This window comes from Catelliglobosispora koreensis DSM 44566, assembly GCF_000379685.1.
Taxonomy (GTDB): Bacteria; Actinomycetota; Actinomycetes; order Mycobacteriales; family Micromonosporaceae; genus Catelliglobosispora; species Catelliglobosispora koreensis.
Genome location: NZ_KB903251.1, coordinates 15401 through 36025 on the forward strand (window position 1 = coordinate 15401; position 20625 = coordinate 36025).

General features: G+C 64.7%; 19 protein-coding genes. 16 read left to right on the top strand and 3 right to left on the bottom strand.

Features of this window, described 5'->3' with window-relative positions; genetic code table 11:
• Position 1: 1 nt before the first annotated feature.
• Positions 2-1450 carry a cellulose binding domain-containing protein gene (locus tag A3E1_RS0110665; protein ID WP_020520752.1) on the bottom strand — a complete coding sequence of 483 codons (1449 nt, stop codon included), beginning with the start codon at positions 1448-1450 and terminating at the stop codon, positions 2-4.
• Between the two features lie 205 nt (positions 1451-1655).
• On the opposite strand from A3E1_RS0110665, the gene A3E1_RS0110670 reads away from it, so the two are divergent.
• The 16 genes from A3E1_RS0110670 (at position 1656) to A3E1_RS0110745 (ending at position 19749) form a co-directional block, all read left to right on the top strand.
• Positions 1656-3374: an acyl-CoA dehydrogenase gene (locus tag A3E1_RS0110670; RefSeq protein ID WP_020520753.1), complete on the top strand. Its 1719-nt coding sequence runs from the start codon at positions 1656-1658 to the stop codon at positions 3372-3374.
• Complete coding sequence (locus A3E1_RS0110675; RefSeq protein WP_020520754.1) at positions 3371-3952, top strand: TetR/AcrR family transcriptional regulator; 582 nt, start codon at positions 3371-3373, stop codon at positions 3950-3952. The genes A3E1_RS0110670 and A3E1_RS0110675 overlap by 4 nt, the downstream gene beginning before the upstream one ends.
• Positions 3949-4695, top strand: coding sequence for an SDR family NAD(P)-dependent oxidoreductase (locus tag A3E1_RS0110680; protein ID WP_020520755.1), 747 nt, complete (start codon positions 3949-3951; stop codon positions 4693-4695). The genes A3E1_RS0110675 and A3E1_RS0110680 overlap by 4 nt, the downstream gene beginning before the upstream one ends.
• A gap of 49 nt (positions 4696-4744) precedes the next feature.
• Positions 4745-6118 (top strand): amidase, encoded by a 1374-nt coding sequence (locus A3E1_RS0110685; protein ID WP_026208296.1) that lies wholly within the window; start codon positions 4745-4747, stop codon positions 6116-6118.
• A gap of 87 nt (positions 6119-6205) precedes the next feature.
• Positions 6206-7780 (top strand): ABC transporter substrate-binding protein, encoded by a 1575-nt coding sequence (locus A3E1_RS39755; RefSeq protein ID WP_020520757.1) that lies wholly within the window; start codon positions 6206-6208, stop codon positions 7778-7780.
• A 62-nt stretch (positions 7781-7842) separates the two neighbouring features.
• Positions 7843-8802 (top strand): ABC transporter permease, encoded by a 960-nt coding sequence (locus A3E1_RS39760; protein WP_020520758.1) that lies wholly within the window; start codon positions 7843-7845, stop codon positions 8800-8802.
• Positions 8799-10682, top strand: coding sequence for a dipeptide/oligopeptide/nickel ABC transporter permease/ATP-binding protein (locus A3E1_RS39765; protein WP_020520759.1), 1884 nt, complete (start codon positions 8799-8801; stop codon positions 10680-10682). The genes A3E1_RS39760 and A3E1_RS39765 overlap by 4 nt, the downstream gene beginning before the upstream one ends.
• The gene (locus A3E1_RS0110705) at positions 10679-11452 is read left to right on the top strand and encodes an ATP-binding cassette domain-containing protein (RefSeq protein WP_020520760.1); all 774 of its coding nucleotides are present in this window, start codon (positions 10679-10681) and stop codon (positions 11450-11452) included. Before A3E1_RS39765 ends, A3E1_RS0110705 begins: the two co-directional genes overlap by 4 nt.
• On the top strand, positions 11449-12648 hold the full coding sequence (locus A3E1_RS0110710; protein ID WP_020520761.1) for a metal-dependent hydrolase family protein: 1200 nt from the start codon (positions 11449-11451) through the stop codon (positions 12646-12648). Before A3E1_RS0110705 ends, A3E1_RS0110710 begins: the two co-directional genes overlap by 4 nt.
• Positions 12645-13094, top strand: coding sequence for a MaoC family dehydratase (locus A3E1_RS0110715; RefSeq protein ID WP_020520762.1), 450 nt, complete (start codon positions 12645-12647; stop codon positions 13092-13094). Before A3E1_RS0110710 ends, A3E1_RS0110715 begins: the two co-directional genes overlap by 4 nt.
• On the top strand, positions 13091-14047 hold the full coding sequence (locus tag A3E1_RS0110720) for an NADPH:quinone oxidoreductase family protein (protein ID WP_020520763.1): 957 nt from the start codon (positions 13091-13093) through the stop codon (positions 14045-14047). Before A3E1_RS0110715 ends, A3E1_RS0110720 begins: the two co-directional genes overlap by 4 nt.
• Entirely contained in the window at positions 14044-15036 is a 993-nt protein-coding gene (locus tag A3E1_RS0110725; RefSeq protein WP_020520764.1) for a phosphotransferase family protein, read from the top strand. The genes A3E1_RS0110720 and A3E1_RS0110725 overlap by 4 nt, the downstream gene beginning before the upstream one ends.
• Complete coding sequence (locus A3E1_RS0110730; RefSeq protein ID WP_020520765.1) at positions 15036-16217, top strand: acyl-CoA dehydrogenase family protein; 1182 nt, start codon at positions 15036-15038, stop codon at positions 16215-16217. The genes A3E1_RS0110725 and A3E1_RS0110730 overlap by 1 nt, the downstream gene beginning before the upstream one ends.
• A 4-nt stretch (positions 16218-16221) precedes the next feature.
• Complete coding sequence (locus A3E1_RS0110735) at positions 16222-17676, top strand: class I adenylate-forming enzyme family protein (RefSeq protein ID WP_020520766.1); 1455 nt, start codon at positions 16222-16224, stop codon at positions 17674-17676.
• Entirely contained in the window at positions 17673-18551 is an 879-nt protein-coding gene (locus tag A3E1_RS39770; protein ID WP_051104968.1) for an alpha/beta fold hydrolase, read from the top strand. Before A3E1_RS0110735 ends, A3E1_RS39770 begins: the two co-directional genes overlap by 4 nt.
• Positions 18544-19749 carry an acetyl-CoA C-acetyltransferase gene (locus A3E1_RS0110745; protein WP_020520768.1) on the top strand — a complete coding sequence of 402 codons (1206 nt, stop codon included), beginning with the start codon at positions 18544-18546 and terminating at the stop codon, positions 19747-19749. Before A3E1_RS39770 ends, A3E1_RS0110745 begins: the two co-directional genes overlap by 8 nt.
• On the opposite strand, the gene A3E1_RS0110750 is transcribed toward A3E1_RS0110745, so the two are convergent.
• The gene (locus tag A3E1_RS0110750; protein WP_020520769.1) at positions 19746-20273 is read right to left on the bottom strand and encodes a DinB family protein; all 528 of its coding nucleotides are present in this window, start codon (positions 20271-20273) and stop codon (positions 19746-19748) included. The genes A3E1_RS0110745 and A3E1_RS0110750 overlap by 4 nt on opposite strands.
• A 9-nt stretch (positions 20274-20282) precedes the next feature.
• Positions 20283-20615: a nuclear transport factor 2 family protein gene (locus A3E1_RS39775; protein ID WP_020520770.1), complete on the bottom strand. Its 333-nt coding sequence runs from the start codon at positions 20613-20615 to the stop codon at positions 20283-20285.
• Between the last annotated feature and the right edge of the window lie 10 nt (positions 20616-20625).

A 20625-nucleotide genomic window follows, 5' to 3' on the forward strand; every position in this document is an offset into this window, starting at 1 on the left:
CTTACGGCGTTACGGCGATATTTGTTAAACCCGTGCGCGCGTTAGTGACTGTGTTGGTTGAGTAGACGACGTTGAGGTTGCCGGAGCACTTCGACGTTGACGTGACGTAGATGGCGTAGTTGCCCACGCCACCAAGGTCAGAACGGTTGCGCCGCCACACGTTGCCGCATCCATTTTGGAACGCTGGCGTGGTCGTCGGATTGTGCGTCTCGTAACCGTTGGCGAACGTCCCCGGCGACGCGAACGTGCCGGTGTTGTCCTCGATCACATAGCCGGCGCCCTTGACGTCGACCCAGGAGTCAGCAGAGTTCTGGCCGCTCAGGCCACGGCCGTCGAACGTGTTGCCACGAATGACACCGTTGAACGTGCCTTCCTTGACGTCAATGTGTTCCGCGGCGACGTTGGGCCCGATGCGGTTGCTGAGCACCTGCACGCGATCTGAGCGGTCAGCGCCGGAACTGTTGCCGTGGCAACCCCAGTTGGAACCCGCCGATCCAATGTAGACGCCCTCGCCATACCCAGCCTGTACCAGGCCAGTGTGCTCGATGACGGAATTGCGGATGATGCCATCGGCCGACGAACGCCGGAAGTGCACCGCCTCTTCGTCGACGTGATGGACGTGTACGCCATCGACCGTGACGAAGCGCGAGTTGTCCAGCACGATGCCCTTCTTGGACTCCTTGACCGTGAAGCCATTGAGGTTCCAGTAGGACGCGTTGAACAGCCACAGCCCGTAGCCGGAATCCCAGCCCGCCGTGGGAGCCGGGCACGAGGGCGCGGTGCCTGATGGCCCATCGTTGATGAGCACGGCAGACCGTGGCCCGGTCAGCGTGATCCGCTGGCTCGCGGTGCCGGACCGCTGGGTGAGGAACGCACCGCGATAGTCACCCGCGGCGAGACGGATCGTCTGCCCCGCAACGGCATTGGCCAACGCGGCGCTCAGCTGGGCTGAGGTCGACACGTCGACGATCGGTCCAGGCGGTTGCGACGGAGTGGGAGACGCGGAAGGAGACGGTGAGGGGCTCACGCTTGAACTGGGCGAGGCGGTTGGTGACGGGGGAGTGCCGCCGCCGCAGGGCAAACCGTTGACGGTGCAGTTGAACGGCATGCCCAGCCCGTTGGCGTTGAAGCCAAACTCTTCAGATGCGCCAGGAGCGATGTCGCCGTTCCAGGACACATTCGTGAACTTGTAGTGCTGGCCGGACTGGGTGCGCACGGAACTCCACGAACTGGAAACGGTCGTTCCGGCGGGCAGATCGAATTCCACCACCCACGACGTTGTGGTGGTGGTGCCCTGATTGGACAGAATGACATCGGCGCCGTAGCCACTGCTCCACACCGACGTCTGGACAACTTGGACGGTTAGTGCGGGCGCAGCGGCCTGAGCTGGCAATGAAGCCAGTCCGGCGACCACGGCGAGCGCGGCGCTAAGGCCTAGAACAAGGCGCATATATGCCTCCGGGACGGAAGGAGGTTGCGCCGTTCAGTTTGCTGAGCGCATTCCAGCCCGTCAATAGTTATCCGCGTCTTAATATGGCGTCCACATATGTGTCAATCCGCGAGCCACATACCGACCGGTCGGTATTGACAATCCGAGCCTGACCGGGTGTGATTCCTGGCACGTCCTGGCGGCGTCACTGACGGAGGAGAAGCGGATGACCCACTACCGGAGCAACGTGCGTGACCTGCGGTTCAACCTGTTTGAACTGCTCGGCCTCGGCGATGATCTAGCGCGGTTCGAGCTGGACGCCGACACGGTCAACGACATGCTCACGGAAGTCGACCGGCTGGCGACGGGCCCGATCGCGGCCAGTTTCGCCGACGCCGACCGTCATCCGCCGGTCTATGACCCGGCCACCTACAGCGTGCAAATGCCCGAGGGCTTCAAGCGGTCCTACCGCGCCTGGATGGACGCCGAGTGGTGGCGCCTCGACGCCGCGACAGAACTCGGCGGGCAGCCAGCGCCCCGGTCGCTGTGGTGGGCGGTCGTCGAACTGGTGCAAGGTGCCCAGGCTCCGGTGTTCATGTTCGGCGGCGGGCCGTCGTTTGCCACTCTGCTTTACCGCATTGGTACTCCCGCACAGCAGCGCCTGGCTCAGATCATGATCGAGCGGGGGTGGGCCGCCAGCATGGTGCTCACGGAACCCGATGCCGGCTCAGACGTGGGCGCCGGGCGGACCGTTGCCAAGCAGCAGGCCGACGGCTCCTGGCACATCGAGGGCGTCAAGCGCTTCATCACCTCGGGCGAGCACGACCTCGAGGAGAACATCGTCCACTTTGTCCTCGCGCGCCCCGAAGGCGCTGGCCCCGGGACGAAGGGGCTGTCGATGTTCGTGGTGCCAAAATACCTCTTCGATCACGAGACCGGGGAGATCACTGGCCGCAACGGGGTCTATGCCACCAACGTCGAGAAGAAGATGGGCATCAAGGTGTCCACGACCTGTGAGCTGACGCTAGGGGCGAACGAACCCGCTCAGGGATGGCTCGTCGGCGACGTGCACGACGGCATCGCCCAGATGTTCAAAGTCATTGAGGGCGCACGGATGCAGGTCGGTGTGAAGGCCATCGCGACGTTGTCGAGCGGTTACCTCAACGCGCTCGACTACGCGAAGATCCGCGTGCAGGGACCGGATCTGACGCGGTTTACCGACAAGACAGCGCCCCGCGTCACGATCGACAACCACCCTGATGTGCGCCGGATGCTGATGCTGCAGAAGGCATACACCGAGGGGCTGCGCTCGGTTTACCTTTACACGGCAAGCGTTCTGGACCAGGGTGACGCGGGCATGAACGATCTGCTGCTCCCGATCGTCAAGGGCGTCGGCTCCGAGCGGTCGTGGGAAATGCTGACGCTGTCGCTGCAAACCCTTGGTGGCTCTGGCTTCCTGCAGGACTACCCGATGGAGCAGTATCTGCGCGACACCAAAATCGACACGCTCTACGAAGGCACGACCGGCATTCAGGGCCAGGACTTCTTCTTCCGTAAGGTCTCACGAGACAACGCCGAGGTGCTCAACCGGTTGTTCGCCGAGATCGAGAAGGTGCAAGACGAGCGGCTGCAAGCGGCGCTGGCCGACGTGCGCGAGATGGTCGACACCATGCTCGGCTGGACCAAAGCCTCGGCCGAGCAGGCTGAAGAGCTTTACAAGGTCGGGCAGAACACGACCCGTTTGCTGATGAGCGTGGGCGACCTGGTGATCGGCTGGCTGCTGCTCAAGAGCGCGGCGATCGCTGAAGGCAAGGAGCAGGACGAGTTCTACCGTGGCAAGATCGCGGCCGCGAAGTTCTTCGCTGACACGGTGCTGCCGGAAATCACGGTCCGGCGGGCGATCCTGGAACGCACCGATAACGCCCTGATGGACGACGTCCTGTGAACGCGAAGCAAAAGGTCCTCGCCGCCGCCGAAGAACTGTTCGCGGAACAGGGATATGACGCGACTTCCGTGCAACAGGTCGTGGACCGGGCTGGCGTAACCAAGGGCGCGATGTATCACTACTTCTCGTCCAAAGAAGACCTGCTCTTCGATCTGTATCACGAGCTTTTCGTCGAGCAGCTCGCCGGGCTCGACCGGATCGTGGCCCAGCAGACCGATCCAGTGACCACGATCCGCGAGATCATCGACGACCTTGTCATCACGACGGCGGCGCGCACCAGAGCGGTCACCATCTTCGGCCGCGAAGGCTCACGTTTCCTTGGCAAGGAAAGGTTCCTGACGCTCCAGACCGAATGGCGGCGCTATCAGGACACGGTCCGCAAGGTGATTCGCGACGCTCAGCTCAGCGGTGAGTTCACCTCCGCCGCCTCACCTGAGGTCATCTCGTGGGCCATCTTCGGCTTCACCAACGACTTGCACACGTGGTACCGGCCGGACGGTCCCAAGCCGCCTGCCGTCATCGCTAAAGAGCTGACCGATTTCGTCCTCAATGGACTCATGGCAAAGGAGCAAGCATGAGAGCCGCAATCGTCACCGGAGCAGGCCGTGGGATCGGGGCCGCGACGGCCAAACGGCTGGCTGACGACGGAAACGCCGTCGCAGTCGTCGACCTGCGCGTGGAAGACACGACGGAAACCGTTGCGGCGATTGAGGAACGTGGCGGCAAAGCCATCGGCATCGGCTGTGACGTGTCCAAGGCTGATCAGGTCGAGGCTGCGGTCGAGCGCACCGTGCAAGAGTTTGGCCGCCTGGACTTCCTCGTCAACAACGCCGGGATCATCCGCGACAACATGCTTTTCAAGATGTCTGAAGACGACTGGGACCTGGTGATGGCCGTCCACCTGCGGGGCGCTTTCCTGTGCTCCCGTGCCGCGCAAAAGCACATGGTGGGCCAGAAGTCCGGCCGGATCGTCAACCTCAGCTCCACCTCGGCCGTCGGCAACCGTGGTCAGGCGAACTACGCCGCCGCTAAAGCGGGCATTCAGGGCTTCACCAAGACACTGGCGATTGAGCTTGGCCCGTATGGCATCAACGTCAACTCGATCGCGCCCGGCTTCATCATGACGCCGATGATCGAGCAGACCGCCGAGCGCATGGGCGTGTCGCTTGAGGACTTCAAAGCCGGTGCGGCACAAGGACTTCATCTGCGGCGTACGGGGACTCCCGAAGACATCGCCGGAGTCGTGTCGTTCCTGTGCGGACCGGACTCGTCGTTCATCACGGGGCAAAACATTTACGTCGACGGTGGCTACCGGCTATGAGCGAGGGAGCACCCTTCGGCGAAGGACCATCGGTGTGGTGGTGGAGCGCATGAGTGCCCTGCACCACCTCAGTGCGCTGGAGCAGGGCGACCTCATCCACAACGGAGAGGTCACCCCGCAAGAGCTCGCTGAGCACTACCTCAAGCGGATCGAGCGGATCGACCCACAGGTCGGCGCCTTCGTCACCGTGCGCCAAGACACGCACGTGGACAATCCGTGGAGCCCGCTCAACGGGGTGCCAACGGCCATCAAGGACAACATCCCCACGGCCGGCTTGCGAACCACGTTTGGTTCCAGGGCACTGGAGCACTTCGTGCCCGAGGTTGACGGTCACTTAGTGACGCTCATCCGCAACGCGGGCCTCGTGAGCCTGGGTAAGACGAACACACCTGAGTTCGCTCTGTCGGTCTACTCCGACAACGACGTCGCCCGGTCGTCGCGAACCCCCTGGGATCCTTCCAGGAGCGCGGGCGGGTCAAGCGGCGGCGCGGCAGCAGCGGTGGCGGCCGGTCTCGTGCCGGTGGCGCACGCTAACGACGGAGGCGGCTCGGTCCGGATTCCCGCGAGCGCTTGCGGTGTCTTCGGGCTGAAGACGTCACGTGGGCGCGTCAGCCCGGGTCCGCTCGGCGTCGACCTGTTCGGGCTGACCGTTCAGGGGGCGATTTCGCGCACGGTGGCCGACGCGGCGGCTCTGCTGGATGTCATGGCCGTGCCGATGCCGGGCGATCCGCACTGGGCTCCGCCGCTTCCGGCGGGCGAGACGTTTCTCCAAGCGGCGCAAAGAGAACCGGGCAAACTGCGGATAGCGGCTTATACCGAGTCCGGCTTCGACAGTGTGACCGCCGATCCGGAGTGCGTCAAAGCCTTCGAGGAGACGAGGCGACTGCTCGTTGACCTTGGCCATGACGTTGAGGACATCAAAGACCCGTACCCCCAAGAGGTTATCGGGATCTTCCAAACGCTCTGGGCGGCACAATCGCTGCGGTTCCGGGTCGCGAATGAGGACGAATTGCGTCCCATCACGCGGTGGTGGCGTGAGCGGGGCCGCACCCTCCAAGGTGGAGCGGTCATCGACGCGATGTACGACGCGCAACTGCTCGCACGCAAGATCGTCACCGAGCTCGCCCGGTTTGACGCCGTGCTGACCCCGACCCTGGCGATGCCTCCCGTGGCGCCGGGCTGGTTCAGCGAAACCGGCGATCCAGCTGACGAGATTCAGCGGCAAACGCGGTTCAGCCCGTTCGCCGGCGGAGCCAACCTGACGGGTCAGCCGTCAGCGAGCCTTCCGCTCTATTGGACCCCCGACGGATTGCCGATCGGGTCGATGGTTTCCGGGCGCCCGGCAGGGGAAGCCCAGCTGCTCTCGCTGTGCGCACAGCTTGAGCGGGCAAAACCCTGGAAAGACCGGTGGCCGTCGCCTTAAAACCGGTGATCGTGAGGCCGGTCAGCTTCCCGGCATAACGGCCTCACGACCATCCACTGCACCCCTTAAATAAGGAGAGCAATTTACATGGTAAGTGTGCGTGCTAAGACCGGCGCGCTGGTAGTCCTCACCAGTATGGCGATGGCTGCCTGTACGACCGGTGGCAACGAGACCGAATCACCGACCGAGGCGAAAGTGTCCATCGCGATGGTCGGCGATCCTTCCACTTTGGATCCGCACAAGTCCACCCCAGCTCACGAGCTGATGATGGCGCGGATGATGTTTGACACGCTCGTTCGCCGTGACGATGGCGGCAAGATGATCGCTGGGCTGGCCAAAAGCTGGACGGTGACGCCAACGTCGGGCGAATTCGTCCTGCGCGACGACGTCACCTGTGCTGACGGCACCAAGCTGACCGCCACGACCGTCGCTAAGTCGATGACCCGCTTCGCTGACCCGAAGACGGGCGCGACCGCGGCCGGACAGGTCTTCGGCACCGCGAACCTGGGCAAAGCCACCTTCACCGGTGACGATGCCGCCAGCAAGCTGACCGTCAAACTCGATCAGCCCTGGGCAGACTTGATCTTCGGCCTGTCGCTCCCTCAGGCCGGCGTCATCTGTGACAAGGGCCTGACCGACGAAGCCGCCCTCAAGGCCGGAACCAAAGGCGTGGGCACGGGACCGTATTTCCTGGCCGGTGACAGCGCTGTGCAAAAGGGCGTTAGCTACACGCTGACTGGCCGCCCTGAGTACAAGTGGGCACCGGTCTACGCCCGGATGCCCTCGGGCAAGGTGCCGACCACCGTCGTCATGAAGGTCATCCTCAAAGAAGACGTCATGGCTAACGAGCTGCTGGCCAACAACCTCGACTACGGCGGCATCACGGGACCGGACATCGCACGGCTCCCGGCCAAGGACTTCAACATCAAGCCGGCTCCGCTCATCCGGGCCTTCGTGGTGTTCAACCAGCGTCCGGGCCGTCCCGGTGCTGACCCGGCGTTCCGCAAAGCGTTCGCGCAGGCGATCGACCGCACCGCGTTCAACCAGGCGGTCACCCGTGGCACCGGAACGCTGATGGCCGGCATCACCGATCCGGCCGTGCCCTGTGCGAACAAGGATGAGTCGCTGCTCGTCAAGCCCGACGCCGCGGCGGCCAAGGCAGGACTCACGGGCAAGAAGGTCAAGATCGTTGGGCACACGGCGGTCGCCGCAGGCGCACCCGCGGAGTATGCCCTCACCGCGCTCAAGGCGGCGGGAGCCGACGCGGAACTGCGCAACGTCGACTTGGCCACATGGACCAACGACGTGTTCTCCAACAAGGGCGACTGGGACGTCACGGTGCTGACGAACCTCAACCTCACCAACATGCTGACGCCGCCAGCGGCGCTGCTAATTGGAAGTGCCCCGGAGGGTACGCCGCCAGGCCGCAACTTTGGCGCCATCCAGAACCCGGCCTTCGCTCGGGCCTTCGGCATGGCGATGGCCGCACCCGACCCGACCGCACAGTGCGCGGCGTGGGGCGAGGCCCAGAAAGCGTTGCTGGAACAGGTAAACGTGATCCCGCTCGCGGCGATCAACGTGAACTACGTGACCACCAAGCGTGCCACCGGATCTGACCCCGATGGCATCTTCGACCCGACGACCATGCGGGTCGTGGGCTAATCACACCGGCAGGACGGTGCCGGGTTTCCGGCACCGTCCTATCCCGACAGAGAGGAGGCGGCATGAGATCCCCTTGGTTTCGGTTCATCGTGCGCCGTCTGATCGGGCTAGCCGGAGTCCTGATAGTGCTCGTGGCTGGCACGTTCCTGATGGTGCAGCTCATTCCCGGCGATCCAGCCCAGCTGGTGGCCGGGCCGAACGCCGCGCCCGAACAGGTCACGCACGTGCGTGAAACGCTGGGTCTCGACCAGCCACTGTGGAATCAGTTCACTGACTACACGCGCGGCATCCTTAGCGCGGACCTCGGAAACTCTTTCGCCACAGGCGAACCGGTGAGCAAAGTCATCGCCAGCCGGCTGCCGTTCACCGCTCAGCTCGCCTTCGCCTCGATCGTGCTGGTGCTGCTCATCAGCGTGCCGCTCGGCATGGCCATCGCCGTGGCGTGCCAAGGCGGGCGCCGGCGCTGGCTCGACAGCGCGTTCACGGGCGCCACCTCATTCTTTGGAGCCATTCCCGAGTACGTCTTCGGGGTGCTCCTCATCTTTATCTTCGCCGTTTCCCTTGGGCTGCTTCCCAACTCGGGGGCGGCAACGGTCTCCGCGATGATTCTTCCCGTCGCCGCCGTGAGCGTCGGCCCGGTGTGCACATTGGCCCGCATCGTGCGCCGGGAAACGACAGTCGTGCTCGCGCAGGACTACATGCGCACCGCGCGAGGCCGGCGGCTGCGCCCGTTGCGGCTCTACACCCGTCACGCCTTGCCGAATCTGCTCACGAGCACGCTGACGCTCGGTGGGCTGATTCTCGCGAGCCTGCTCGGCGGAACGATCATCGTCGAGTTCATCTTCAACTGGCCGGGTCTCGGGACGCGGATCATCAGCGCGATCGTCAGCCGTGACTATCCGGTCATTCAAGGGGTGGTACTCGTCGTAGGCCTGCTCGCCGCGGTCATCAACCTCTTGGTCGACGTCGTGCTGGGCCTCACCGATGCGCGCACCCTATCCGGAAAGGCGGGCACGCGATGAGAAGAGTCCGCTGGAACGCCCCGCTCATCCTGGGCCTGACCGCCACGGCTGTGCTCATCGTGATCGCCATCATCGCGCCCTGGGTGTGGGGCGAGCGAGCCGAGCAAACCGATTACTCCGCGACGCATCAGAGTGCCTCGGCGGCACATTGGTTCGGCACTGACCTGTTCGGGCGGGATGTCTTCGCCCGCACGATGGTGGCCACCAGGCCGACGCTGCTCATGGCCTTCGCCGCCATGCTGATCGCTTCCGTGGGCGGCATCATCGCTGGCTCGGTCATCTGGGTGTCCGGCCCGCGCGTGCGGGAAATCGGCCAGCGTGTCATCGACATTCTGATCTCGTACCCGAGCGTCCTCTTCGCTCTTGTCATCGCCGCGATCCTGCAACCCGGAGCGGTCACTTCCGTTGTCGCGATTGGACTGGCGACGTGCCCCGCGTTCGCCCGGCTGACGACAAACCTCGCGGCATCGGTGGCCACGCGGGACTTCGTCAGCACGTCACGTTTGCTCGGCGTGGGGCCGTTGCGCTTGCTGCGCCGGCACATCCTGCCCAACATCGCCGAACCGTTGCTGGTGCTGATGTCAGTGGCGTTCACCATCTCGCTGAAGGCGTTGACCGGACTGTCAGTCCTGGGCGTCGGCTTGCAAGCGCCCGCCTATGACTGGGGATCGCTTCTGGCTAAAGGCCTGGAGGGCATCTATGTCAACGCGTGGCCGGCTCTTGGGCCGTCTATCGCGATCGTCGTCGCTGGCCTGGCCGGCGGGTTCATCGGCGACGGCCTCGCCGCCGCGGCGAACCCCGCTTCCAGCCGCCGCGTTCCCAAGCGCACCATGAAAGCCGCCCTTGCCGCCGCTTCGGCCAGCGTTCCTGGCGCGCCGCCATTGCTTCGTGGGGATGAGGTCGTTCCCGCGGAAGACGTCGGGGTCGTGGCGGTTCGGGGACTGAGTGTGGTGATGGCGGACGGGACGCGGCTGGTGGACGAGGTGTCGTTCACGGTCGGTGAAGGGGAGATCGTTGGTGTCGTGGGAGAGTCCGGCTCGGGTAAGAGCCTGACGGCTATGGCGCTGGCGCGGCTGCTCGCCGAAGGGCTGCGCGCGGAAGCAAATCAGCTCAGTGTGGCCGGGCACAACCTGCTGGGCAGACCGCCGCGCGAAAAGCTCGCCAAGGACATTGGCATCGTCTACCAGGACCCGGCTTCGTCGTTCAACCCGACGATGAAGGTCGGATCGCAGCTCACGGAAACGTTGCGGGTGCACGGTGGGGTCAGCCGGGGTAAGGCCGCGGCGCGAGCGATCGAACAGCTCACGCTCGCCCGCGTGAGCCGGCCGGAACTCCGGATAAAGCAGCATCCGCACGAGCTGTCCGGCGGGATGCGCCAGCGGGCGATGATCGCGTCAGCTTTGCTCACGTCACCGAAGTTGCTCATCGCAGACGAGCCGACCACCGCTTTGGACGTCACCGTTCAAGCTGATGTGCTGCGCCTGCTGCGGGAAGCCAACACCCGTGATGGGGTAACGATTCTGCTCATCTCACACGACATTGGCGTCGTCTCGGCGATCTGCGACCGCGTGCTCGTGATGTATGCGGGACGTATCGCTGAAGAGCTGTCAGTTGAGGATCTTCGCGCGGGTAACGCGCGGCATCCGTACACACGGGCTCTGCTCGCGGCGACGCCCAAGGTGACCGAGACCTCGGGGGAACTAGCGCCGATCCCGGGCAGGCCACCACAGCCCGCGCAGCGGCCGTCCGGTTGTGCGTTCGCCCCAAGGTGTCCGCTCGCTCAGGACGTATGCGTGGAGGAGCGGCCAGCGCTCATGAGAATTGGCACAGGGGCAGCGGCGTGCCATGCCCTCACGTGGCAACCGGTAGGTGTCCAATGACGACGGTGCTTCAGGTGGACAACCTCGACGTCTACTTTGGTCACGGCCGTAGCCGTGCGCACGTGCTGCAACAGGTCAGCTTCGCGGTGAAGGCCGGAACGACCTTGGGACTCGTGGGCGAATCAGGGTCGGGCAAGTCAACGACGGCCAAGGCGATCGTCGGCGTCGTGCGGTCCGCGGCGGGGACGGTGCTTGTCAACGGGGCGAACATCGCCGGTGCCCGAGGCCGTGCGCTGAACGCCTTGCGCCGCCGGGTGCAGATGATCCCGCAGGACCCCTACGCGTCACTGAACCCACGGATGACCGTCGGGGAAACCCTCGCCGAGGCGATCGACCCGCGCCGGGCGAGCGTGCGGGCCCACGCGGGCAAGATCACCGAGCTGCTCGCGCTGGTCGCGATGGACGCCGACGCGTCACAGCGCTATCCGCATGAGTTCTCCGGCGGTCAGCGCCAGCGCGTGGCGATCGCCCGTGCGCTGGCCGTCCAGCCGGAAATCATCATCGCCGATGAGATCACGTCGGCCCTGGACTGCTCCGTTCAGGCCGAGGTGCTGGGCGTGCTGCGGGAATTGCGTACCAGGCTGAAGCTCAGCATGCTCTTCATCTCTCACGATCTGGCCGTCGTGCGGCACGTTTGTGATGAGATCGCCGTGCTCTATCAGGGCCGCATCGTCGAGTATGGAAAGCGCGACGACGTCTTTGACGCCCCGCGCCACGACTACACCCGCCTTCTGCTCGACAGTGTGCCGGATGGAGGTCCGTTGAAGTGAGCCTGCTGATCACGAACGCCTCTCTGCTCGAACCGAGCACCGGGGAGATCACCGAAGCCGCCTGGCTGGAGATCGCCGCTGGCCGGATCTCCGGCACGGGAACCGGCCGCCCGCCGGCCCAGCCCGGCGGTGTGCGCACGCTGGACGTGGGCGGGGCGACGGTCATGCCGGGCCTCATCGACGGGCACGTGCACGTTGTGCTCACTAGCATTGACGGTGCGGACGCGAAGACCTGGACCCCGGGATACGCCACGCTCCGTGCGATGCGTGAGGCGGAGCGCATGCTTCGGCGCGGGTTCACCACCGTGCGTGATGTCGGCGGGGCCGATTACGGCATGGTGCGCGCGATCGAGGAAGGCCTGGCGCTCGGTCCCCGGATCGTCATGGGTGGCAAGGCGCTTAGCCAAACCGGTGGTCACGGCGACTTCCGTGCCCTGAGCGACGACAGTCACGTGTGCTGCCAGTCCCGGCCCGGCTTCGCGCGGATCGCCGACGGGACAGACGCGGTCAGGGCAGCGGCCCGCGACGAGTTCCGCAAAGGGGCGCAGCACTTGAAGATGCTGGTGTCCGGCGGGGTCGCCTCACCGCATGACGACATCGCGGCGGTGCAGTACAGCGAAGACGAACTGCGGGCAGCCGTTGAGGAAGCGGCCAACCACGGCAAATACGTGACCGCGCACGCCTATCACCCGCGCGCGATCGTCCGGGCGCTAAACGCCGGCGTGCGGTGTATCGAGCACGGCAACCTCATCGACGACGAGGCGATCAGCCTTCTCGTCGAGAAGGACGCCTTCCTGGTGCCGACACTCATCACCTACGACCGTCTCGCGGAAGCAGGCGTCAACCCGGAAAAGCTCGCCCAGGTCAGTGAGGCGGGACTGTCGGCATTGGACAGAGCGCACCGCGCGGGGGTAAATCTCGTCTACGGCTCAGACCTGCTTGGCGACATGCAGGAAGCTCAGCTCCAGGAATTCACGTTGCGCGCCCAGGTGCAACAGCCGATCGACATCATCCGCGCCGCCACTGTCAACGCGGCCCGGTTGCTTGGCTACGAAGGCGAGCTAGGCACGCTAGCTGTGGGCGCCCACGCCGATCTACTTGTCCTGGAAGGTAACCCGGCCCAAAACGTCAGTGTGCTGACCGACCCCGGAAGGCACATGCGCCACATCATCAAAGCAGGAGAGGTTTTGTCATGAGCTTTTCGACGCTGGAGGAGCTGCGCGCCGCGGTGGGAACCGAGGTGGGCACCAGTGACTGGGTGCTGGTCGACCAGGATCGCATCAACCTGTTCGCCGATGCGACCGACGACCACCAGTGGATCCACCTCGACCCGGAGAAAGCCGCGGCCGGGCCGTTTGGCACCACCATCGCGCACGGATTCCTCACGCTGTCACTGCTGCCGTTCCTGTCAGCCGGGGTCACGAAGGTCGACGGGGTGAAGATGGGCGTGAACTACGGGCTGAACAAAGTCCGGTTCCCCGCACCGCTTCCAGCCGGATCGAAGGTGCGGGCGCACTTCAAGCTGCTGTCCGTTGAGGACATCGAAGGCGGCGTGCAAATGGTGACCCAGGCGACGATCGAACGCGAAGGCGGCGAGAAGCCCGTGTGCGTCGCCGAGACCGTCTCAAGGATGTACCTATGAGGGCCTGGCAGGTTTTCGAGCCCGGTGAGCCGGGCGATGTGCTCAAGCTAAACGACGTCGAGGTGCCACAGCCCGGCCCCGGTCAGGTGCTCGTGCGTGTCAAAGCGGCCGCGCTCAACTTCCCGGATGTGCTGTTGTGCCGTGGGCAGTACCAGATCCGCCCGCCGATGCCGTTCACGCCGGGCGTGGAACTGTGCGGCGTGGTGGAGGGGACCGGACAGCGTGTCATCGGGACGCCGGTGCTGCCATACGGTGCCCTGGCCGACTACGCGGTGATGGAGGAAGCGGAGCTGTTCGCCGCACCCGAGTCGCTTGATGATGCGGCTGCCAGTGGACTGCTCATCGCGTACCAGACGGGATGGTTTGGTCTTCATCGGCGCGCGAACCTGAAGGCCGGCGAGACGCTGTTGGTCCACGCGGCTGCCGGTGGGGTCGGCGCGGCCGCCGTGCAACTCGGGAAAGCCGCTGGGGCAACGGTTATCGCCGTCGTGGGCGGACCGTCCAAAGCGGAGGTCGCCAGGCAACTGGGCGCCGATGTGGTCATCGACCGGCGCGAGCAGGACTTCATCAAGGTCGTCAAGGAGGTCACGGGCGGCCGTGGCGCGGATGTCATCTACGACCCGGTCGGTGGCGCGGCCTATGCGGGATCGGCCAAGTGCGTGGCATTCGAAGGGCGCATCCTGATCGTCGGGTTCGCTAGTGGCGATGTTCCCGCGCCGGCGCTGAATCACGCTCTCGTCAAGAACTACTCCATCGTTGGCCTGCACTGGGGGCTTTACCGTCAGCACAACCCGGCGTCCATTCGCGACTGCCACGAGGTGCTGACAGGCCTTGCAGCGCAAGGACTGATCAGTCCACTGGTCAGCGAAAAGCTTCCGCTGGAGGAGGCGCCGAGCGGTTTGACGAAGCTGGGCGCGGGTGAAACGACCGGCCGCATCGTGGTGACCCCATGATCGAGGTGCCGAAAGGCCTTGACCTAAAAGCGGCGAGCGCACTGCTCGGGCAGGAGTTGCTGGGCGGTCAGCTGATCGTGGGCGGCAAGTCAAACCTGACGTATCGCGTTTGGTCGGCCGAAGGCGAATACATCGTGCGGCGCCCGCCCCTGGGACACGTGCTCAGCACCGCGCACGACATGGCCCGCGAGTTCCGCGTCATCAGTGCGCTGGCCTCGACCAAAGTGCCGGTGCCGCAAGCGATCGCCCTGAGTGACGATCCGTCATTCTATCTCATGTCGTTTGTGGACGGACCGATTTACCGCCGCCCACAGGAGCTGGAGCCACTCGGGGGCGACCGAATCCAGAAGCTGATGACAGCACTGGTCGGCGTGCTGGTGGAACTGCATGCCATCGACCCCGCTTCCATTGGACTGCAAGACTTTGGCAGGCCCGAGGGGTACTTGGAACGCCAGTTGCGCCGTTGGCAAAAGCAGCTGGACTCTTCCCGTTCCCGGGAGCTTGAGGGCATCGACGAGCTGCACGATCTTCTGGTCAAACAGCTTCCCGTGTCCGGCAACCCGGCCATCATCCATGGCGACTACCGCATCGATAACTGCATCGCGACCGCTGACGACGGCATCGCGGCGGTTCTCGACTGGGAGATGGCGACCCTGGGCGATCCGCTCACGGATGTTGGCCTGCTGCTCATGTACTGGCGGCTCAACATCGAAATGGGTGGCGTGGAAGCGTTTGGCAACGCGACACCGCTGCCAGGTGCGCCGACGGGGGCGGATCTCGCGGCGATGTATGCCAGCAAGCGGGGGATCGACCTCGCTTCCCTCGACTGGTATCTGGCGTTCGCCAACTACAAACTCGCCGTGATCGCCGAAGGCATCCACTTCCGGTACCAGGCCGGGCAAACCGTGGGCGACGGCTTCGCCACGCTGGGCGCCATGGTGCCTTTGCTTGTCACGCAAGGACATGCGGCACTGAGAGGAGAATTCTGATGAACTTTGAATTCGAAGACTTCCCGTTGCTCAATGAGCTCAACAACTTCATGGTGTCGCACGTCTACCCGGCCGAACCGGTGCTGCACCAGCAGCTGGCGACGATCGAGCGGTGGACGACGGCTCCTGTGATGGAGGAACTCAAAGCCGAGGCCCGCTCGCGCGGACTCTGGAATCTGTTCCGTGACTTGCCAAACCTGCAATACGCCCGCATCGCTGAGATATCCGGGCGCAGCCCCGAGCTAGCGCCGGAGGCGATGAACTGCAGCGCCCCCGACACCGGCAACATGGAGGTGCTGTCGCACTTCGGCACGCCGGAGCAAAAGGAGCAGTGGCTCAAACCGTTGCTGGCAGGCGAGATTCGGTCGGCGTTCTGCATGACCGAGCCCGACGTCGCGTCCTCTGACGCGGCCAACGTCCAGACAGCGATCCGCCGCGACGGCGACGACTTCGTCATCGACGGGCGCAAGTGGTTCTCGTCGGGCGCGATGAACCCCAACTGCAAGATCTTCATCGTCATGGGTAAGACGTCATTTGAAGGCGACCGGCACCGTCAGCAGAGCATGATTCTCGTGCCACGCGACACGCCAGGAGTCACCGTCAAGCGGAGCATGCAGGTCTTCGGCTTCGCCGACGAGTCGCATGGTGGCCACGCGGAGGTCGTGTTCGAAGGCGTACGCGTCCCCGCCTCCAACATCATCGGTGAAGTGGGCGGCGGTTTCGCCATCGCGCAGGCACGCCTGGGCCCCGGCCGCATTCACCACTGCATGCGCCTCATCGGCATGGCCGAGCGCGCGCTGGAGTTGATGTGCCAGCGCGCCCTGTCCCGCACCGCTTTTGGCAAGTCCATCGCCGATCAGGGTGTCGTCGGCGAGTGGATCGCCGAGGCTCGCGTGCGCATCGAGCAGGCGCGCTTGCTCGTGCTCAAAACGGCGTGGCTCATGGACACGGTGGGCAACAAGGGCGCGCACACCGAGATCCAGGCCATCAAGATCGCGGTGCCCACGATGGCGGAATGGGTACTGGACAAGGCGATCCAGGTGCACGGCGGTGGTGGCGTGAGCCAGGACTTCCCGCTGACCATGATGTGGGCGGCGGCCCGTTCGCTGCGCCTGGCCGACGGACCGGACGAAGTGCACAAGATGTCGCTGGCCCGCCAGGAACTCAAGAAACACAAGTGATGACGTGAGCTTCAATCTGGCGGTCATCTTGGAGGAGGCCGCGAAACTGTATCCCGATAAGGCGGTCGCCATCGCGGGTGACCGCCGGATGACCTACGCCGAACTCGACGTTGCCTCAAGCCGTTTCGCCACAGCATTGTTAGCGCACTGTCAGCCCGGCGACCGGGTCGGTGTCATGTTGCCGAACAGGCTTGAGTTCCTGGAGTGTTACTTCGGGATTCTCAAGGCGGGTCTGGTGATGGTGCCCGTCAATCCACTGTTCAAAGCCGACGAGGTGCGGCACATCTTCACGGACAGCGCGGTGACGGCTGTCGTGCACAGCGAGGCTGTCAGCGGGGTGCTCGACGGAGACTACGTCCGGTTCAATGTGGACGCCGCGGACTACCTCGGCTCGCCTGCGCCACTGGACGCGGCCGCCGCGACGAACGCCGACGACACCGCGCTCATCATCTACACGAGCGGCACCACCGGCAAACCCAAAGGCGCTGAGCTGACGCACTTTCAGCTCTACCTCAACTGCACGATCGCGGGCGAGACGTTTGGCACGCGTCCCGAGGACGTGTCGATCGCGGTGCTTCCGTTCTTTCACATCTATGGGCTATCCGGCATCCTGAACGTCGCGATCCGTTATGGGTCAACGGTTGTGTCGATGCCCCGCTTCGACCCGCCAGCCGTGCTCGACGCGATGCACGAGCACCGCATCACGGTCATGGTCGGCGTGCCCACGATGTATCACGCCCTGTTGCACACCGACATCGGCGACCGTGATCTGTCCGCCCTGCGCATCGGGGCCAGCGGCGGCGCATCACTGCCAGAGGCCGTGATGACCGCGTTTGAGGACAAGTTCGGTATCACGATCCTTGAAGGCTATGGGATGTCGGAGACCGGCAGCTCGGCCACGATGAACTACAGCGTGCAGGACCGCCGGATCCTGTCGATCGGCAAACCGATCTGGGGTGTCACGGCGAAAATCGTGGGACCCAACGGGGTCTCGCTAAAACCACGAGAGGTGGGCGAGATCTGGCTGAGGGGCCACAACATCATGAAGGGGTACTGGGGTAACCCGGCCGCGACCGCGGAAGCCATCCAAGACGGCTGGCTGCGCACCGGCGACCTGGCCTACAAAGACGAAGACGGCTACCTCTATCTCGTCGACCGCATCAAGGACCTCATCATCCGCGGCGGTTACAACGTTTACCCCCGCGAGGTCGAAGAGGTCCTCTATGGGCACCCCGCCATCGCTGAAGCGGCCGTGATCGGCCGGCCCGATGACCGGCTCGGCGAGGAGATCGTCGCCGTTGTCGCGCCGAAACCGGGTGCGGTGATCGATCCTGAGCACGTGATCGCGTTCTGCCGGGAGCGGCTGGCGTTATACAAGTGCCCACGGGAGGTCCGGGTCATGCAAGCCCTGCCTAAGACGGCCGCGGGGAAACTGCTGAAGAGGGAGCTGCGCGGATGAGGATGGATATCGCTGGCCCGGTGCACTACGTGGACCACGGTGGCCCGCAGGACGCTCCAAAAGTCGTTTACGTGCATGGCCTGGGCGGCTCGCACCACAACTGGAACGCCTTGGCGCCCTTGCTCACTGAGCACGTCCGCGCCCACGCCGTCGATCTCGCCGGATTCGGCCTGACGCCCGCGGCGGGCCGCAAGACGACCGTCGCGGCGAATGCTGTGCTCCTGGGCCGGTTCCTGGAGCGGCTCGGGGACGGACCGTTCCTGCTCATCGGCAACTCCATGGGCGGACTGATCTCCACCTATGTGGCGAACAGTCATCCTTCGCTCGTGCGCGGCCTCGTGCTCGTCGACCCGACACTTCCGCTCGCGGAACGGCTTCAGATCGATCCCGCGGTGCGCAACCGCTTCCTCATCAACGGCCTTCCGCTCATTGGCGAGTGGGCGTTACAGCGCCGCTATCTTCGCGTTCCGGCGAAGGTGCGCATCGCCGAGGTGCTGCAGCGGTGTTGCGCTGACCCGAGCCGCATCCCCGCGTCCATGGTCGACGAGATGGTCGCGCTGGAGGAGGAGCTGACCCTGCAGCGCGGGCATGCCGCCGCCCAGCTCGCCGCCAGCCGTTCCATCGTTTATGGACTGGCCCGGCCGAGCACCTACTGGCGGCGGATGGCGGCCATCAAGCAGCCCGTGTTGCTGCTGCACGGCACACACGATCGTCTCGTGCCCATCTCATCGGCACGGGCCGCCGCGAAACGGCTTCCCCACTGGACTTACACCGAGCTTGACGCGGGACACATCCCGCAGATGGAAACCCCTGAACTGGTCGCCGAAGAGATCGTGCGGTGGCTGAAAAACACGAAGGAGCTAAGCAATGCCTGAAGCCGTCATCGTCGCGACTGCCCGCTCACCCATCGGCAGGGCGGGCAAGGGCTCGCTGGTGTCCATGCGCCCGGACGACCTGGCCGCGCAAATGGTTCGTGCCGCGCTCGCCAAGGTCCCGCAACTGGACGCAGGCGAGATCGACGACCTCATGCTCGGCTGCGCTGAGCCCTATGGCGAGCAGGGACACAACCTCGCCCGGGTCGTCACGGTCATGCTGGGCTACGACCACCTGTCGGGCGTGACGGTCAACCGCTTCTGCTCCTCAAGTCTGCAAACGACACGGATGGCCTTGCACGCGATCAAAGCAGGCGAAGGTGAAGTGTTCATCTCGGCTGGCGTCGAAACCGTTTCGCGCTATCCGCGCGTGGAATGGGAGCCAAACCCGCTCTTCAGCGAGGCTCAGGCACGCACGCTGCACGCGGCACAAAACGGTGCGCCGGAGTGGGTCGACCCGCGCAAGGACGGGCTGCTGCCCGACATCTACATCACGATGGGCCAGACAGCGGAAAACTTGGCTCTGGCTAAGGGAATCAGCCGTCAGCAGATGGACGAATTCGGTGTCCGCTCACAGAACCTCGCCGAAGCCTCTATCGCCAACGGTTTCTGGGATCGCGAGATCACGCCGGTGACGCTCAACGACGGCACCGTGGTGTCCAAAGACGACGGACCACGAGCGGGCACGACCTATGAAGGTGTTTCCGGGCTCAAGCCCGTCTTCCGCCCCGACGGCCGGGTGACCGCCGGAAACTGCTGCCCGCTCAACGATGGTGCCGCCGCGGTGGTCATCATGTCGGACCGCAAGGCCAACGAGCTTGGTCTCACCCCGCTGGCACGCGTTGTCTCCACGGGAGTCTCGGGCCTATCGCCGGAGATCATGGGCCTCGGGCCGGTTGTGGCCTCGAAGCAAGCGCTGGCGCGCGCCGGGCTTTCCGCGAGCGACATCGACCTCGTGGAAATCAACGAGGCCTTCGCCGCACAGGTCATCCCGTCCTATCAGGATCTGGGCATCCCGATGGACAAGGTCAACGTCAACGGTGGCGCGATCGCCATCGGCCACCCGTTTGGCATGACCGGTGCCCGGATCACCACTACGCTCATCAACTCGCTCCAGTTCCACGACAAGCAGTTTGGCCTGGAGACCATGTGCGTGGGCGGTGGCCAGGGCATGGCCATGGTTATTGAGCGACTGTCCTAACGGGGCGTCAGCACGTCGTTGAGGTGGTGCACCGGATCGTGCACGAAGTAGCGGGCGAACGTGTCCACCGTGAACTTCGCGCCGTCACTGCGAATGCCGGTCCGGTCCCACTGATCACCGTCAACCTTGGCGAACGCGGCCGCGATCGACTCGGCGGCGAGCCTTAGCTCGATGATGACCCGGTCCGGGTCTTGCTCGGCATAGCGCTGCTCGATCGCCGTCGCGTCCTGATCCCAGTTGGGATAGTGCGGTTCGTCCTCGCTCAGCATCAGGCCCAGCCGGTATTCGTAGAGCCGGAACACATCGCGGACGTGACACGCGTATTCCAGCGGCGACCAGACGTCGGGCCGCGGACGGCTGCGCACGTCTGGATGAGTGGAGAAGATCTCCTGCCAGCCGCTCGCGTTTTCCCGGATCAGCTTCGGCACCTCGGCACGCTCGATCGCGCGGGTGTCAAAGCCGCACTCCGGGCAGGGGCGCCGCAGGACCCAGGTCCAGTCTTTGTCATCAGGAACGATGCCCATGGGTGCAGCCTAGGTCTCGTAGGAGATGGTGAGGTTGAGAACCTCGCCATCGCGCCACTGCACCTGCATCGACCCGGAACCGCCGTTGTCCCAGTCGAACCGGGCGATCACCGTGTCGGGGCCGATCTCTTCCACCGACCAGATGCTCATGGTGTCGGTGGGCGGCTGCGCGGCATAAGCCGTGGCTATCTTGTGCCGGCCCTTGAAAGGCCCCACTGGTACGCCGTCAAAGGTCATCACGGCGTCTTCGGCGAAACTGGCCGCGAACGCCTCAAAATCACCCGCACGCACGGAATCGTTGAACAATTCCTGGTGCTCCATCACTGCCGTTTTCAGATCCACGCCCGCATCG